The organism is Streptomyces sp. HUAS MG56, from assembly GCF_058673395.1.
In genome coordinates this window covers 7,766,020-7,781,234 of record NZ_CM178722.1, presented here as the reverse complement: position 1 = coordinate 7,781,234, position 15,215 = coordinate 7,766,020, and the positions used below count along the sequence as shown (strand labels likewise).

Annotated in this window: 13 protein-coding genes; 8 read left to right on the top strand and 5 right to left on the bottom strand. The window is 73.7% G+C overall.

Going from position 1 to position 15,215, the window contains the following annotated elements:
- Positions 1-4: 4 nt before the first annotated feature.
- Positions 5-322 (bottom strand): DUF5955 family protein, encoded by a 318-nt coding sequence (locus AC4OXY_RS36390; RefSeq protein ID WP_356025191.1) that lies wholly within the window; start codon positions 320-322, stop codon positions 5-7.
- A 129-nt stretch (positions 323-451) separates the two neighbouring features.
- Here AC4OXY_RS36390 and AC4OXY_RS36385 point away from each other — a divergent pair, with 129 nt between their 5' ends.
- Together AC4OXY_RS36385 and aceB are read left to right on the top strand one after the other, a co-directional pair.
- Positions 452-1,063, top strand: a complete 612-nt coding sequence (locus AC4OXY_RS36385; RefSeq protein ID WP_356025189.1) for a nucleotidyltransferase family protein — start codon at positions 452-454, stop codon at positions 1,061-1,063.
- A gap of 184 nt (positions 1,064-1,247) precedes the next feature.
- Positions 1,248-2,873, top strand: a complete 1,626-nt coding sequence (aceB, locus tag AC4OXY_RS36380; RefSeq protein WP_402064248.1) for a malate synthase A — start codon at positions 1,248-1,250, stop codon at positions 2,871-2,873.
- 55 nt (positions 2,874-2,928) lie between these two features.
- Here aceB and AC4OXY_RS36375 read toward each other — a convergent pair whose 3' ends face one another.
- The 3 genes from AC4OXY_RS36375 to AC4OXY_RS36365 all read right to left on the bottom strand — a co-directional run bounded on the left by AC4OXY_RS36375 (position 2,929) and on the right by AC4OXY_RS36365 (position 6,687).
- Positions 2,929-3,843 carry a HipA family kinase gene (locus AC4OXY_RS36375; RefSeq protein ID WP_362820724.1) on the bottom strand — a complete coding sequence of 305 codons (915 nt, stop codon included), beginning with the start codon at positions 3,841-3,843 and terminating at the stop codon, positions 2,929-2,931.
- Positions 3,844-3,908: 65 nt separating this feature from the next.
- The gene (trpS, locus tag AC4OXY_RS36370; protein WP_376287093.1) at positions 3,909-4,952 is read right to left on the bottom strand and encodes a tryptophan--tRNA ligase; all 1,044 of its coding nucleotides are present in this window, start codon (positions 4,950-4,952) and stop codon (positions 3,909-3,911) included.
- A gap of 232 nt (positions 4,953-5,184) precedes the next feature.
- On the bottom strand, positions 5,185-6,687 hold the full coding sequence (locus AC4OXY_RS36365; protein ID WP_356025437.1) for an IucA/IucC family protein: 1,503 nt from the start codon (positions 6,685-6,687) through the stop codon (positions 5,185-5,187).
- A 198-nt stretch (positions 6,688-6,885) separates the two neighbouring features.
- Here AC4OXY_RS36365 and AC4OXY_RS36360 point away from each other — a divergent pair, with 198 nt between their 5' ends.
- The 3 genes from AC4OXY_RS36360 to AC4OXY_RS36350 are packed head-to-tail and all read left to right on the top strand — an operon-like array spanning position 6,886 to position 10,481.
- Positions 6,886-8,403 carry an IucA/IucC family protein gene (locus AC4OXY_RS36360; RefSeq protein WP_491991725.1) on the top strand — a complete coding sequence of 506 codons (1,518 nt, stop codon included), beginning with the start codon at positions 6,886-6,888 and terminating at the stop codon, positions 8,401-8,403.
- 9 nt (positions 8,404-8,412) lie between these two features.
- Positions 8,413-9,675 carry a VWA domain-containing protein gene (locus AC4OXY_RS36355; RefSeq protein ID WP_356025181.1) on the top strand — a complete coding sequence of 421 codons (1,263 nt, stop codon included), beginning with the start codon at positions 8,413-8,415 and terminating at the stop codon, positions 9,673-9,675.
- Positions 9,675-10,481, top strand: a complete 807-nt coding sequence (locus AC4OXY_RS36350; RefSeq protein ID WP_376286380.1) for a hypothetical protein — start codon at positions 9,675-9,677, stop codon at positions 10,479-10,481. Before AC4OXY_RS36355 ends, AC4OXY_RS36350 begins: the two co-directional genes overlap by 1 nt.
- Before the next feature lie 58 nt (positions 10,482-10,539).
- On the opposite strand, the gene AC4OXY_RS36345 is transcribed toward AC4OXY_RS36350, so the two are convergent.
- Positions 10,540-11,178, bottom strand: a complete 639-nt coding sequence (locus AC4OXY_RS36345; protein ID WP_362820720.1) for a winged helix-turn-helix transcriptional regulator — start codon at positions 11,176-11,178, stop codon at positions 10,540-10,542.
- A gap of 81 nt (positions 11,179-11,259) precedes the next feature.
- Here AC4OXY_RS36345 and AC4OXY_RS36340 point away from each other — a divergent pair, with 81 nt between their 5' ends.
- The 3 genes from AC4OXY_RS36340 (at position 11,260) to AC4OXY_RS36330 (ending at position 15,169) form a co-directional block, all read left to right on the top strand.
- A complete protein-coding gene (locus AC4OXY_RS36340) occupies positions 11,260-12,468 on the top strand; it encodes a pyridoxal phosphate-dependent aminotransferase (RefSeq protein ID WP_376286386.1) in 1,209 nt (402 codons plus the stop codon).
- Between the two features lie 196 nt (positions 12,469-12,664).
- On the top strand, positions 12,665-14,479 hold the full coding sequence (locus tag AC4OXY_RS36335) for an FG-GAP-like repeat-containing protein (protein ID WP_376286389.1): 1,815 nt from the start codon (positions 12,665-12,667) through the stop codon (positions 14,477-14,479).
- Between the two features lie 90 nt (positions 14,480-14,569).
- Complete coding sequence (locus tag AC4OXY_RS36330) at positions 14,570-15,169, top strand: histidine phosphatase family protein (protein ID WP_356025173.1); 600 nt, start codon at positions 14,570-14,572, stop codon at positions 15,167-15,169.
- Positions 15,170-15,215 lie beyond the last annotated feature (46 nt).

Genomic DNA, 15,215 nt, shown 5'->3' with positions numbered 1-15,215 from the left:
CCGACTAGCCCCGCTGCGTCGGCTCCCCGAACAGATCGACCGCCTCCCGTACGCCCCTGAGGCCCCTCGCCAGGGCGCTCACCGAGCCGATCGCGCCCGCGATCAGTAACAGGGAACTGCGCAGGCGCGGGATCTCCGGTGTGCCGCCGGAGGCCATCGCCGCCAGGGCCGCCAGTTCGTCCTCCGCTATGGCCCGGTCGGGGAACTCGGAGGGCAGTATGGCGAGTTCGCGCCGCAACCGGGACACCGCGGTCCGCAGTTCCGTCACTCTCGGGTCCTCGTCGCTGCCGATCACTGGCCTCTGCCCCAAGCTCCGCAACACAGCCCTCCCCCTCGCACGCCGTCGTGCGCGGGTCAGTAAACGCCACCCCGTCCGGGAGCGCCACCGCGCCGACCGAAATTCAGCCCAAGGAAACGCGCCGTCGCCGCCCGCGTCAGGTATGCAGGACGCATGACGGACACGCATCACGAGGAGCACGCGGAGGTCGCCGGGCTGGTGCTCGCCGCAGGCGGCGGGCGACGGCTCGGCGGGCGGCCGAAGGCGCTGCTGGAGCACCGGGGGCGGCCGCTGGTCGAGCACGCGGTGGGGGTGCTGCGCGCCGCCGGATGCCGGCGGATCCACGTGGTCCTGGGCGCCCGGGCCGACGAGGTGCGGGCGCGGGCCGAGCTGAGCGGCTGCGTCCTCGTGGACAACCCCGGCTGGGCCGAGGGCATGGGCTCCTCGCTGCGGGCCGGGCTGGACTCGCTCGGCGGCACGGGGGCGCGCGCGGCGCTGGTGAGCCTCGTCGACCAGCCGGGCATCGGGGCGGCCGCGGCGGCCCGGGTGCTCGACGCCCACGAGGACGAGAAATCGCTGGTCTCGGCCGCCTACGCGGGGGTGCGCGGGCATCCCGTGCTGTTCGGGTCGGCCCACTGGGCGGGCATCGCGCGGACCGCCACCGGCGACCGCGGGGCCCGCGCCTATCTGAAGGAACACGAGAGCGAGCTCCGGCTGGTGGAGTGCGCGGACGTGGCCGAGCCGTACGACATCGACACGGAGGCCGACCTGCGCCACCTTGAGTGAGCACGGTGGCACCGAGCGCCACCCTTCCTCGACCCGGAGAATCTCGACGTCAACAAACCATTGAAGTTCCACGATGAGGAAACTAGTATCCACTGCTCAGAAGCGCCTGACCGCACAGCGGGCGCTGTTCGCCCTATTCGTGCCACTAGGCACCCGGTGCCACCGCTGAAGGAAGTGACAGCTCATGTCCGCACCAGCGCCGTCCCCGCTGGCCATCGTCGACGCCGAGCCCCTGCCCCGGCAGGAAGAGGTCCTCACGGACGCGGCGCTCGCCTTCGTGGCGGAGCTGCACCGGCGGTTCACCCCGCGCCGTGACGAACTCCTCGCCCGCCGGGCCGAGCGCCGCGCCGAGATCGCCCGCACCTGCACGCTCGACTTCCTCCCGGAGACGGCCGCGATCCGCGCGGACGACTCCTGGAGGGTCGCCCCGGCCCCGGCCGCGCTGAACGACCGGCGCGTCGAGATCACCGGCCCGACCGACCGCAAGATGACCATCAACGCCCTCAACTCGGGCGCACGGGTCTGGCTCGCCGACTTCGAGGACGCCTCCGCGCCCACCTGGGAGAACGTCGTCCTCGGTCAGCTCAACCTGTCCGACGCCTACACCCGGAACATCGACTTCACCGACCCGGCGTCGGGCAAGTCGTACGCGCTGCGCCCGGCCGAGGAGCTGGCGACCGTCGTCATGCGCCCGCGCGGCTGGCACCTGAACGAGCGTCATCTGACCGACGCCGACGGCACGCCGGTCCCGGGCGCCCTCGTCGACTTCGGCCTGTACTTCTTCCACAACGCCCAGCGCCTGCTGGACCTCGGCAAGGGCCCGTACTTCTACCTGCCGAAGACCGAGTCGCACCTGGAGGCCCGCCTCTGGAACGACGTCTTCGTCTTCGCCCAGGACCACGTCGGCATCCCGCAGGGCACCGTCCGCGCGACCGTCCTGATCGAGACCATCACGGCCGCGTACGAGATGGAGGAGATCCTCTACGAACTGCGCGACCACGCCTCGGGGCTGAACGCCGGCCGCTGGGACTACCTGTTCTCCATCGTCAAGAACTTCCGTGACGGCGGCGCGAAGTTCGTCCTGCCGGACCGCAACGCCGTGACGATGACGGCCCCGTTCATGCGCGCGTACACCGAACTCCTGGTGCGCACCTGCCACAAGCGCGGCGCGCACGCGATCGGCGGCATGGCCGCGTTCATCCCGTCCCGGCGCGACGCCGAGGTCAACAAGGTGGCCTTCGAGAAGGTCCGCGCCGACAAGGACCGCGAGGCGAACGACGGTTTCGACGGCTCCTGGGTCGCCCACCCCGACCTCGTGCCGATCGCCATGGAGTCCTTCGACAAGGTGCTCGGTGACAGGCCGAACCAGAAGGACCGGCTGCGCGAGGACGTCCACGTCGAGGCGGCCGACCTGATCGCGATCGACTCGCTGGCCGCGAAGCCGACGTACGCCGGTCTGGTCAACGCCGTCCAGGTGGGCATCCGTTACATCGAGGCCTGGCTGCGCGGCCTCGGCGCGGTCGCCATCTTCAACCTGATGGAGGACGCGGCCACCGCCGAGATCTCCCGCTCGCAGATCTGGCAGTGGATCAACGCGGGCGTCGAGTTCGAGAACGGCGACACGGCCACGCCGGAGCTGGCCCGCAAGGTCGCCGCCGAGGAACTGTCCGCCATCCGCCAGGAGATCGGCGAGGAGGCCTTCGCCGCCGGGCACTGGCAGGAGGCCCACGACCTGCTGCTCAAGGTCTCCCTGGACGAGGACTACGCCGACTTCCTCACCCTGCCGGCGTACGAGCAGCTCCGGGGCTGAGCATCGCGGACGGCCGAGCGGTCCCGGGAGCCTTCCCGGGGCCGCTCGCGCGTGTTCACCCCAGGTGGACCGACCAGTCCTGTGCCGCGGCCGGCTTGCCGTGCAGGTCGGGGACCTGCTTGAGCCAGGCGGGCCGTCCGGCCTGGCTCTTCGCCGCGCGCAGCGCCTCCTCGGCGGCGAGCTGCTCCCGGCTCGGGAAGTCGGTGGGCAGCCACGTGCCCGACAGCCGCACCCGGGCCAGGAGGTAGTCGACATAGGCGGCACGGACGTCGTCGGGGGTCGCGAAGCCCGCGTCCTCGGCCAGCCAGGCGTCCGGGACCTCGGCCACGATGCCGCGCAGCAGTTCCCCGGTCACCCTCGGGGCCAGTTCGGCGTCGGCGGCCCGGACGTCGGGACCGTAGTGGCCGAGCGCGTGATGGCGGAAGTCGTACGCCCTGCCCGGGTCCGTGGTGTCCCAGCGGTGGTGGAAGACGAGGGCGGCGCCGTGGTCGATCAGCCACAGGTGCGGCGCCGCGGTGCCGAGCGTGGGCCAGACCATCAGGTTGGAGCTGTGCACCGTACGGTCCACGTTGACCGTGAGCGCGTCCAGCCAGACGATCCTGCCCGCCTCCAGCGGGTCCACCGGGAAGACCTCCGCGATCTCGGGGGTGAAGTCGACGGCGCCCGGCAGATGGTCCATGCCGAGGTTCACCCCCGCGCTCGCGCCGTGCAGCTCCCGGACCTCCTGGTGGGGCTCGTCCGCGGCGATCGCCGGATCGAAGTGGACGAGCACCAGCTCCGGGAAGCGCAGGCCCAGCGCGCGGGCGAGTTCACCGACGATCACCTCGGCGACCAGCGCCTTGTGCCCCTGCGCGGAGCCGGTGAACTTGACGACGTACGTGCCGAGGTCGTCGGCCTCGACGACGGCGGGCACGGAGCCGCCGGACCGGAGGGGGGTCACGTATCGAACAGCAGTCACGTCGCGCAGCACACCGCCCAGCGTAAGCGCTCCGCCGCTGCGGCCTTCGGGCGTACGCGGCCGGGGGGACGGCGGGGTCAGTAGTGGCTGTTCATCGCGGCGCGCACCTCGGCGAGCGTGGCGTCGGCCACCGCGCGGGCGCGTTCGTTGCCCTCGCGCAGTGTCCGCCGCAGGAAGGCGCGGTCCTGCGCGTACTCGCTGCGGCGGGCCCGGATCGGCGCCAGGTACTCGTTGACCGCCTCGGTCACGGTCCTCTTCAGCGCGGCGGCGCCCGCCGTGCCGATCTCCTCGGCCACCTCCTCGGGCGTCCGGTGCCGGCACAGGGCCGCCAGCAGCAGCAGGGAGGACACCTCGGGGCGGTTCACCGGGTCGTAGGCGATGTGCCGCTCGGAGTCCGTCCTCGCCCCCTTGAGCAGGCGCGCGGTCTCGTCGGCGCCGGCTGCCAGCGTGATGGCGTTACGGCGGCTCTTGCTCATCTTGGTGCCGTCGGTGCCGAGCAGCAGCGGGGCGCCGGAGAGCAGGGCGTCGGGCTGCGGGAAGACCGGAGTGCCGTTGCCGTAGCGGTCGTTGAAGCGGCGGGCGATGGTGCGGGTGACCTCCAGGTGCGGGAGCTGGTCCTGGCCGACCGGCACCAGGTTGCCCTTGCAGAAGAGGATGTCGGCGGCCTGGTGGACGGGGTAGGTGAACATCAGGCCGCTGACGGCGGACTGGCGCGAGTGGGCGATCTCGTCCTTGACCGTGGGGTTGCGGTTCAGCTCGGCGACGGACACGAGGCTGAGGAAGGGCAGCATCAGCTGGTTGAGGGCGGGGATCGCGCTGTGCGTGAAGATCGTGCTGCGCTGCGGGTCCACGCCGATGGCGAGGTAGTCCAGAACGAGGTCCTCGACGTGCTCGGTCAGGCTGTCGGCGACGTCGCGGTCGGTCAGGACCTGGTAGTCCGCGATGATCACGTACGTCTCCACGCCGAGGTCCTGGAGGCGGACGCGGTTGTGCAGCGTGCCGAAGTAGTGCCCCAGGTGCAGCCGGCCGGTGGGGCGGTCGCCGGTCAGCATGCGGAACCGCCCTGGGTCCTCGGCGATCAGTCTCTCCAGCTCGGCGCTGCGGGCCTGCGCGGCGGACATGCCGAGGGAGTCGGCGGGGGCTACGGCGGTCTGGGGCGTGGCGTTCACAGCGTCTCCTGGGGGTCGGGGGCGCCGTCGAAAGCAAACCGGCCCGGGTCCAGGGGACAGGAAAAAGGGCCGTTCTTCCGAACGGCCCGGTCATGCGTACGAGGCGGCCGCTCCTACGAGGAGCGCCACCAGCTCAGGCATGACGACAGATGCATGCGCACAGCATAGCCCTCCCGTGCCGGGATCAGCGGGCCAGCGGGTTCGGCAGGGGACGGTAGCGGGCGTCGGCGCCGTCGGCGCCGGTCCAGCGCAGCAGCAGGTTGGTCTTGCCGGGCAGGGTGGGCGAGGCGAGCAGGGCGGGGATCTCCGGCAGGCCGTGCCGGGCGAGCTCGCGGCGGACGGCGGGCCAGGGGTCGAGGCCCCGGTGGTGCTCGGCGAGGGCCGCGGCGATCTCGGTGAGGTGGTTCACCACCAGGCAGTACACCAGCCGTTCCCAGCCCGCGGCCCGGGTCACGTCGGGCAGCAGCTTGACGCCCTCGGCGTCCCGGAACAGCGCGGCCACGGGGAGCCCGGCCGCGTCCACGGCGACGAGGGTGTTCTGGAGGTGGGCCTCGACGACGACGCCGTGCGCGTCGAAGGCGGTGAGGACGGGCGGCACGACCTGGCGCAGATACGCCTCCCACCAGGCGGCCGGGTCGGCCGCGGCGGCCAGCGGGCTGCCGTCGAAGCCCTCCGCGAGCCCGGCCGCGAGCAACGGGGTGGCGCCGTGCGGAAGGTGGCCGCGCAGCCCGTCGCGGACGAGGACCGCCAGCTCCTCGAAGGCGAAGGCGGCGGTGCGGTAGCCGCGGTCGCTCAGCCAGGCCGCGGGCCGGCCCACGGCCGCGAACGCGCGCCGGGCGGCCGTGTCCGTTCGGCACGTCCTGCGCAGGTCGTGGCGCCACAGCCGGCGTATGTCGTTGGTGATGCGGACGTCCAGGGAGAACTTCAGGAACAGATCGCGGTGGGGCTCGTAGAGCGTGCGGACCGCCGCCGTCGGCCAGGCGTCGAAGGCGGTGGTGCCGAGCCGGAGCAGGCGGCCGTCGGCGAAGGCCGGGGCGAGGTCGCGGGCGACGAGGTCGAGCTGCCAGGGATGGGCGGGCAGCAGCCGGTAGCCGGGCGGGGCGGCGGCGAGGGCGTCCAGGGCGCGGGTGTCGCCCTCCTCGGCCACCTGGTCCTCGCGGACGCCGAGCAGCACGAGCGGGAAGCGGGCGTGCGCCTCGGGGGCGTACGGCAGCCAGGACGTGACCGGGCCGCCGCCGCGTGCCTTGGGGGCCGGGTGGTAGGGGTGGCCGGTGATCAGGGACTGCTCGGAGCGCAGATAGAGGTCGGCGGGCGGGGTCGCGAGGGCGCGGGCGGCGAGGATCGCGGCGACCGCGTCCCGGCTGTCGACCATCTCGGCGGGCAGGTCACCGCCGGTCAGCCCGGTGTGCCGGCGCAGCTCCTCGGCGACCAGCTTGACCAGCTCGGTGTGCCCGACGGAACGCCAGCCGCCGTCGGTCCGCACCTCGGGCCCGGCGGGGCGCCGCCCGGCGCGCACGCGCAACAGCCGACCGCTCGGCAGCCGGTACACCCGCCGCGCACCGGGATCCGGGGGCGGGAGCGGCTCGGCGACCTCGCGCAGCAGGCAGTTGAGCAGGGGCGCGGCCGCGTACGCGTCGGCGAGGGGGCCGACGGCACCGGAGGGGGGTGTGAGGTCCACGCGATCCATTCGTTCCATGTCCGAGGGGGCGGTCGATTCCCGGTCCGGGGGCCGGAAGACCGGGACCGGACACCGCGACCGTCCGTCCATTGTCCGGCGGGCGGCGGGACCGGTACGCCATGTCCGTCCCGTCGTCCCGCACAATCGTGCCCCGAGCCCGAGCCCGCGACGCGCGTCCCGCGTTCCCGTCTCCCCGAGGAGCCGACCGTGCACCGAACCCCCGCCGCCGAGGCCGAGATCGCCGAGGAGCTGGCCGCCGTACGGCCCGCCCTGCTGCCCCGGTACCGGGCGGAACTGCCGGGTGCCCGCGCCGCCGTGCTGACCCGGCTGTGGCGGGCGCTGGCCCATGAGCCGTTGCCGTGGATCACGGGCCGGGTGCGCGGGGCGCACAGCCTCGCCCTGCGGCTCGCCGACGGCCGGACGCTGCATGGGCCGCACGCGGATCCGTACGCCACGAGCGCCTACGTCGGCGAGGTCCGCCTCGGCCAGGACCGGCACGTCGGTCCGGCGGGCCTGATGACCGCGCTCGGGGTGCCGCACGCCGACGCCTTCGCGGCCGAACTGGCGTACAGCACCGCCTCGTTGGCGCTGTCCCGGGCCGACGCGGATCACCCGGAGGAGTGGCCGGAACACGACTGGAAGTGGGAGCAGCGGGTGACCGACGGGCATCCGTACCACCCCAACTGCCGTTCCCGGCCGGGGTTCTCGGTCGCGGAGCAGCTGGCGTACGGACCGGAGCACCGGCCGGTGGTGGAGCTGGGCACGGTGGCGGTGCCGGCGGACGCGTGCGAGCAGAGCGGCGCGTGGCCGCAGGAGCTCCGGGACGGCGAGCGGCTGCTGCTGCCCGTGCACCCCTGGCAGTCGGAGCACGTCCTCGGCCGTGCGCACGTGCCCTGGCGGCCGGCCCGTCCCCTGCTCTCCCTGCGCACCCTCGCCCTGCCCGGCGGCGGTCCGCACGTAAAGACCGCGCTCAGTGCCCGGCTCACCTCCTCGGTGCGGGACATCTCGGCCTACTCGGTCCGCTGCGCCGCGCCGCTGGGCGACCTCGCCGACCAACTGACGGCGCACACCGGTGGCCTGCTGCACATCACCCGCACGCTGGGCGCGGTCACGGCCGGCTCCCCCGACCTCGCGGCACTGCTGCGGGAGCCGCCCGAGGCGTACGCGGGCCCCGGTGAGCGGGTCGTCCCGGTGGCCGCCCTGCCCGCGACCGGTCTGCCGGACTCCCCCGGCTGGCTGGCCGCGTTCGCCCGCCTGGCGCTCACGGTGGGCCTGCGCGTGCTCGGCCTCGGGGTGGCCCTGGAGGCGCACGGCCAGAACCTGCTGGTGGTCCTCGGGCCCGACGCCACCCCCCGGCGGCTGGTCTACCGCGACCTGGCCGACATCCGGATCAGCCCCGCCCGCCTCACCGCCCACGGCCTCACCCCGCCCCCGCTCACCGGACGCCTCGTCACGGACGACGAAACCGCCCTGCGCCGCAAGCTGTTCGGCTCCCTGGTGGCGGGCGCGCTGGCCGCCACGGCGGGCTCGGCCGCGCCTCTGGCGGCGGCCCTGACCGCCGCGCTGCCCTCCCTCCCCGCCGGTGACGACCTGTCCGCGCTGCGCGAAGGCCCCGTGCCCGCCAAGGCGTTGACGCTGATGCGGCTGTCCCCGCGGACCCCGGGCGACCAGTGGACGGCGCTGCCCAACCCGCTCGTTTTGGAGCCCGGCACGTCCGCTCCATAGGATCCTGCGATGATCAGAAGACAACGGCTGGCGGCGGGAGTCTGCGCTCTCCTCGCCGCCCTGGCGGCCGGGATCGCGTTTCCCGGCGGGGCTGTCGCCGACGGGACACAGGCGAGTGCGCCGAAGGTCGAACTCGTGCTGGACGTCAGCGGTTCGATGCGGACGCGGGACATCGACGGCGGCTCCCGGATGGCCGCCGCGAAGCAGGCGTTCGACGAGGTGCTGGACGCCACCCCGCAGGAGGTCCAGCTCGGCATCCGCACCCTGGGCGCCAACTACCGCGGCAACGACCGCCAGGAGGGCTGCAAGGACACCGCGCAGCTCTACCCGGTCGGGACGCTGAACCGGACCGACGCGAAGACCGCGGTGGCCACGCTCCAGCCGACCGGCTGGACGCCGATCGGGCCCGCGCTGCTGAAGGCGGCGGACGACCTGAACGGCGGCAGCGGAACGCGCCGCATCGTCCTGATCACCGACGGCGAGGACACCTGCCAGCCGCTCGACCCGTGCGAGGTGGCCCGCGAGATAGCGGCCAAGGGCGTCGGCATGACCATCGACACCCTCGGCCTGGTGCCGGACGCCAGGACCCGCGACCAGCTCAGCTGCATCGCGGACGCGACCGGCGGCACCTACACCGACGTACGGCACAAGGAGGAACTGAGCAGCCGGGTCGGGCAGTTGGTCCACCGGGCGGCCGATCCGGTGGTGACACCGGTGGCCACCGAGGGCGCCGCACAGTGCACGGACGCGCCGCAGCTGAAGTCCGGGCTGTACACGGACCGCGCCGGGTTCGGGCAGCAGCGCTGGTACAAGGTCTCCGTCGAGCCCGGCCAGGAGCTGCGCGCCTCGGTCAGCGTGGCCGACGACCGCGCCGTGAACCCCGGTTACGGAGTGCTGCTGCGGGCGGTGACACAGAGCGGCCGGGAGATCGTGCGCGGCGAGGCCGCAGGGACCGGCCGTACGGACGCCGTCTCCACCGGGCTGCGCTATCCGAAGCCGGCGAGCGACGACGACAACGCGCCCGCGGAGACCGTGTGTCTCCAGGTCAGCCACTCCTTCTCGGCCGCCGCGGGCGTCAGGACGACCCCCGGTCTGCCGCTGGAGCTGACCGTCGACGTCGTGGACGGGCCGTCCGGCCATCACGACGTGGCCTCCTTCGGCCTCGGGCGCGGCTGGTGGCTGCTCGGCACGCTCGTGGTGATCGGCTTCGTGGCCGGTCTGCTGTGGGGCTGGCTGTCGCGCTGGCGGGTCGCGGTCTGGAGGACGAACTGATGCGTGCTACACGTGTGTTGAGCGCCGCGCTGCTGGCGCTGGGGCTGGCCGCCGGACCGGCCGCCGCCGACTCCTCGCCGAGCCCCTCGCCGAGCGCGTCGTCCGACGGCTCGGCCCCCACGCAGGCGGGCACCTCGTTCCGTACGGCGACGGAGATGAAGCAGGGCCAGCCGGCCACCGCGTCCGGTTCGACCGGTGACTACCTGTACTGGTCGTTCCCGGCGGACGTCGGCCAACGGCCCACCGTGAAGGCGACCGTGAAGCTGCCGCAGGCGCACGGCGCGCAGACCTGGCAGCTCGACGTGTACGACGGGCTGCGGCGCCGGCAGGCGTGCCAGTACGGCGCCGACCCCCGCACCGTCGCGCAGGACGCCTCCCAGGTCGAACTGGCCTGCGTGCTGCGCACGGTGCGCGGCTGGGCCGAGCCGTCGGCGAACGACCCGCTGCCGGGCACGTACTACGTCCGGCTGACCGTGGTGGACCTGGGCGCCTCCGACCTCGGCCAGCCGGTGAGCGCCGAGGTGCGCGTCGACTCCAAGGACATCGGCGGCGCCGGGGCCGTGGACGGCTCGCTGGGCAAGCCGCTGGTGCCGGGGATCGCCGTCACGTCCGGGGAGAAGACGGCCGGTGCGAAGACCGCGGTGCTCTCCAGCTTCGGGAGGACCGACGGCTGGTCCTCCGGCTGGTGGTCCGACCGCTGGGTGTGGACCGGGATCGGGGCCGTGCTCGCGGCTCTGGCCGGCATCGGCGGTTACGCCCTGACCCGGGGTTCGGGCCGGCCCTCCCGGGTGCCGCCGGGCGTCTGAGCCGCAGCGCCCGAATCCCCCTGGGAGGCCTGCCGGTCCGGCAGGCCTCCCCCGCGTCTCACCCCTCCCGCAGCGCCTTCGCGAGCGTGCCCTCGCCCGTCACCGTCACCCGCCCCGCCCGCACCGCGTCCGGCAGGGTCGACTCCCCGCGCGCCACGGCCTCGCAGGTCGCCGCGTCCATCACCAGGCGCGCGTCCGCCCCCGCGGGGGCGGGACCGTCGCCGTACACCGGCCCCTCCTGCGCACCCACCCGCAGATGGAACTCGCCCTCCTCCAGGCCGACTTCGACGATCGCCTCGCCGGCGCTCCCCTCCCGGAGGGCTCGCAGCAGCGGCAGGGCGAACCAGTGCGCGCGCACCGCGTCCGTCGGGCGCCGCTCCCCCAGCTCGGCCGCGCCCCACGTACTCAACGCCTGGAGCACCGGCAGCAACTCCCGCCCCCGCGCGGTGAGTTCGTACACCGAGGCCGCGCCGGGCGGGGGCAGCCGGCGGCGGGTGGCGAGGCCGCCCTGCTCCATGTCCTTCAGCCGGGAGGCGAGGACGTCCGTGCTCACGCCGGGCAGGTCCGCGTGCAGGTCCGTGTAGCGGCGGGGGCCGGCCAGCAGCTCCCGGACGATCAGCAGGGTCCAGCGGTCGCCGACGAGGTCGAGCGCACGGGCTGCGGAACAGTACTGGTCGTAGCTTCGGCGAGGTGACATGCGGCGCAGTCTAGACAAGATGTTGGACTTTCCAAGCTCCTGCTTGGTAAAACCAAGCACCACGAGTTTCCGGAGGGGCGCATGGAGTTCCGGCAGTCGAACAAGCTCAGCGAGGTCTGTTACGAGATCCGCGGCCCGGTGATCGAGCACGCCAACGCGCTGGAGGAGGCGGGCCACAGCGTACTGCGCCTGAACACCGGCAACCCCGCGGCCTTCGGGTTCGAGGCGCCCGAGGAGATCGTCCAGGACATGATCCGGATGCTGCCGCAGGCGCACGGCTACACCGACTCGCGCGGCGTCCTCTCCGCCCGCCGCGCGGTCGCCCAGCGCTACCAGAACCTGGGCCTCGACGTGGGCGTCGACGACGTCTTCCTCGGCAACGGCGTCTCGGAGCTGGTCTCCATGGCCGTGACCGCACTGGTCGAGGACGGGGACGAGATCCTCATCCCCGCCCCGGACTTCCCGCTGTGGACGGCCGTCACGACCCTGGCCGGCGGCAAGGCGGTCCACTACCTGTGCGACGAACAGGCCGACTGGAACCCGGACCTGGCCGACATGGCCGCCAAGATCACGGACCGCACCAAGGCCGTCGTGATCATCAACCCGAACAACCCGACCGGCGCGGTCTACCCCAAGGAGGTCGTCGAGGGCATCCTCGACCTCGCCCGCCGGCACGGCCTGATGGTGTTCGCCGACGAGATCTACGACCAGATCCTGTACGACGACGCCGTCCACCACTCGGCCGCGGCCCTCGCCCCCGACCTGGTCGTCCTCACCTTCTGCGGCCTGTCCAAGACCTACCGGGTGGCGGGCTTCCGCTCGGGCTGGCTGGTCGTCACCGGCCCCCGGCAGCACGCGAAGGACTACCTGGAGGGCCTGACGATGCTGGCCTCCATGCGGCTGTGCGCCAACGCGCCCGCGCAGTACGCCATCCAGGCCGCGCTCGGCGGCCGCCAGTCCGTCCACGAACTGACCCGGCCCGGCGGGCGGCTGTACGAGCAGCGGAACGTGGCCTGGGAGAAGCTCAACGAGATCCCCGGCGTGTCCTGCGTGAAGCCGAAGGGCGCGCTGTACGCCTTCGCCCGCCTCGACCCCGCGGTGCACAAGATCCACGACGACGAGAAGTTCGTCCTCGACCTGCTGCTGCGCGAGAAGATCCAGGTGGTCCAGGGCACCGGCTTCAACTGGCCCTCCCCCGACCACTTCCGCATCCTCACCCTGCCCCACGCGGAGGACCTGGAGGCGGCGATCGGACGCATCGGGCGGTTCCTCGGCGGGTACCGGCAGTAGCCGCGGCGCGTACCGGCGCCGGCACCGGCGCGACGGGCGCCGCGACGCGGCCGTGCCGTACGTCCGTGCGAGACCAGGGGGCTTCATGGGAAGATCACCCGGCATGACCCGGGGGGTTCCCGCGCGCCCGACCAGCGCCGCACCGCGCTCTCCCCGGTCCGGACCGAACAGGCCGTAGGGCCGAGGGGAAGCACCGTTGTTCTCGTACCGCGCACGCCGGGCGGCCGTCGCCGTCGTATGCCTCGCGGCCGTCTGGGGCCCGGCCCCCGCGGCGCAGGCCGACAGCGCCACACCACCGCCGCCCGCGCCCGCGCCCTCCGCCGGGCGCGAGGCCCGGGACGCCGCCCGGTTCTGGACCGCGCGGCGCATGGCCGACGCCCCGCCGCTGGACGACGCGCGCACGGCCCCGACCGGGCCGGGGGCGGCGGCCGCGGCGGCGGGCCGTCCGCAGGGCACCCTGTTCCCGGGATCGCCCCTGGTCGGGACGTTCTTCGGGTCCGACGGGCCCAGCGGTACCACCTGGCACTGCACCGGCAGCGTGATGGACACCGCGGCGCGCAGCATCGTCCTCACCGCGGCCCACTGCGGACTGAGCATGCGCGGCGACTACCTCTTCGTCCCGAAGTTCGTGAAGGGCGCGGGCCCCGACCAGCAGCCGTACGGCATCTTCCACATCCAGCACCTGTTCACCGACCCGCGGTACGTGCCCGACCAGGGGTCGACGACCACCAAGAAGCCCGTCTCCGACCTGGACACCGCGTTCGCCCGGGTCTCGGCCAACCAGCGCGGCCAGAGCCTCCAGGACGCGGTCGGCGGCGGACTGACCTTCACCCCGGCGCCCGGGTACACCAACCGGAACGTGACCGTGGTCGGCTACCCCTCCTACGGACACAACAGCGCCGGACAGGCCGTCAAGTGCACCGTGCCGACCACCCAGTTGCCCGGCTACCGGCAGATGTCGATGACCTGCGGCGGCTACTACGGCGGGGTGTCCGGCAGCCCGTGGATCACCGACTACGACGACAACGCGCGCACCGGGCACGTCATCGGCGACCTCGGCGGCTACAACGGCGGCGGCAACGACGCGAACGTCGACTACATCAGCTACGCCCCGGCGTTCGGCGACGACGCCGCCCGCCTGCTCGGCGCCGCGGTCGCGAACCAGGACCTGCGCACCGACCTGCCGCCGTACCAGGGGCTCCAGGACCCGCTGCCGGGCGGCGGCGCGCGCTGGCGCAGGGCCACGCTGCTGGCCTCCGCCGACTACACCGGCGACCGCCGGGGCGATCTGCTCACCGTGTGGTCTGACGGCGGGATCACCCTGCATCCCGGGGACGGCAAGGGCGGGTTCGGGTCCGAGCAGCGGCTGCTGAAGGCCAACTCCACCTGGACGCACGCCCGCACCGTCACGGGCGGGGACTTCACCGGCGACGGCCGCGCCGACCTCCTGGTGCGCTGGTCCGACGGCGAGGCCACGCTCTATCCGGCCGTGGGCGGCGCCGGCCTGGGCCGGGAGGTGCGGATGGCGGCGCCCCGCTCCGCCTGGCAGAACGCCGTACAGATCACGTCCGGGCAGTTCGACGGCGGCAAGGGCGCCAGCGACCTGCTGGTGCGCTGGTCCGACGGCCGGCTGACCCTCTACACCGGGGTCGCCGCCGGCACCTTCGGCCCCGCCCGGCAACTGCTCAAGGCGAACGGCACCTGGACCAGGGCCGCACTGCTGACCGGCGGGAGCTTCGGCGACAGCGGCGGCTTCCTGGTGCGCTGGACGGACGGCTCGCTGGACGCCTACACGGGCACCTCGGCCGCCGGGCCCGGCACCCGGTCCCGGGTGCTCGGCGCGAACGGCACCTGGACCCACGCACAGGTCATGACCACCGGGGACGTCACGGCCGACCACAGGGCCGACGACCTGCTCGTGCGCTGGTCCGACGGCGAGACCACGCTGTACGCCGACACCACCGCCAAGGCCCTCGGCAAGGAGAACACCCTGGTCCGCTCCGGCGGCTGACACGGGGACCGGCCGTCTGGCGCAGTCCGTCCTGCGCGCGGCGGGCTTCCTGTGCCACCGTGCTGGCAGGAGAGCGGGAAGGGCGCGCGCGTGGGTGACCTCTTTCTCGTCCGGCACGGCGAGACCGAGTGGTCGCGCTCCGGGCGGCACACCGGCTGGACCGACGTACCCCTCACCGAGCACGGCCGGGAGGAGGCACGCCGGCTGGTTCCGCTGGTCCGCTCGCACCGGATCGGCGCGGCCTTCGTCAGCCCCCTCCAACGGGCCCGGGAGACCGCCGAACTCATCGGCGTCCCCGACGCCCGGGTGGACACCGACCTGCGCGAGTGGGACTACGGCGGCTACGAGGGCGTGACCACCGTGGAGATCCAGCGGACCCGGCCCGGCTGGTTCCTGTTCACGGACGGGGTCGCGCCGGGACCGCCGGAGCACCCGGGCGAGACCCCGGAACAGGTGGGCGAGCGCGCCGACCGGATGCTGGCCAAGGCCGACGCCGCGCTCTGCAACACCGAGGGGGTCGTCGTCCTCATCGCCCACGGCCACTTCCTGCGCGTCCTCACCGCCCGCCGCCTGGGCCTGCCGCCCCAGCAGGGCGCCCTCTTCCAGCTGGCGACGGGCGCGCTGTGCCGACTGGGCACGGAGCACGGCCGGCCGGTGGTGGCGGGGTGGAACATCCGGCCGCGGGAGTAGCGGGCGGCCGGGCGGGGCCCGTTGTCAGAGCCGCGCCGTACGCTGC

Bases quoted from the DNA above. Each gene is read 5' to 3' on its own strand.
- AC4OXY_RS36340 (WP_376286386.1), top strand. From the start codon at position 11,260: ATGGAGTTCCGGCAGTCGAACAAGCTCAGCGAGGTCTGTTACGAGATC.
- AC4OXY_RS36385 (WP_356025189.1), top strand. From the start codon at position 452: ATGACGGACACGCATCACGAGGAGCACGCGGAGGTCGCCGGGCTGGTG.
- AC4OXY_RS36365 (WP_356025437.1), bottom strand. From the start codon at position 6,687: ATGGATCGCGTGGACCTCACACCCCCCTCCGGTGCCGTCGGCCCCCTC.
- AC4OXY_RS36345 (WP_362820720.1), bottom strand. From the start codon at position 11,178: ATGTCACCTCGCCGAAGCTACGACCAGTACTGTTCCGCAGCCCGTGCG.
- AC4OXY_RS36355 (WP_356025181.1), top strand. From the start codon at position 8,413: ATGATCAGAAGACAACGGCTGGCGGCGGGAGTCTGCGCTCTCCTCGCC.
- trpS (WP_376287093.1), bottom strand. From the start codon at position 4,952: ATGTCCGCCGCGCAGGCCCGCAGCGCCGAGCTGGAGAGACTGATCGCC.
- AC4OXY_RS36350 (WP_376286380.1), top strand. From the start codon at position 9,675: ATGCGTGCTACACGTGTGTTGAGCGCCGCGCTGCTGGCGCTGGGGCTG.
- aceB (WP_402064248.1), top strand. From the start codon at position 1,248: ATGTCCGCACCAGCGCCGTCCCCGCTGGCCATCGTCGACGCCGAGCCC.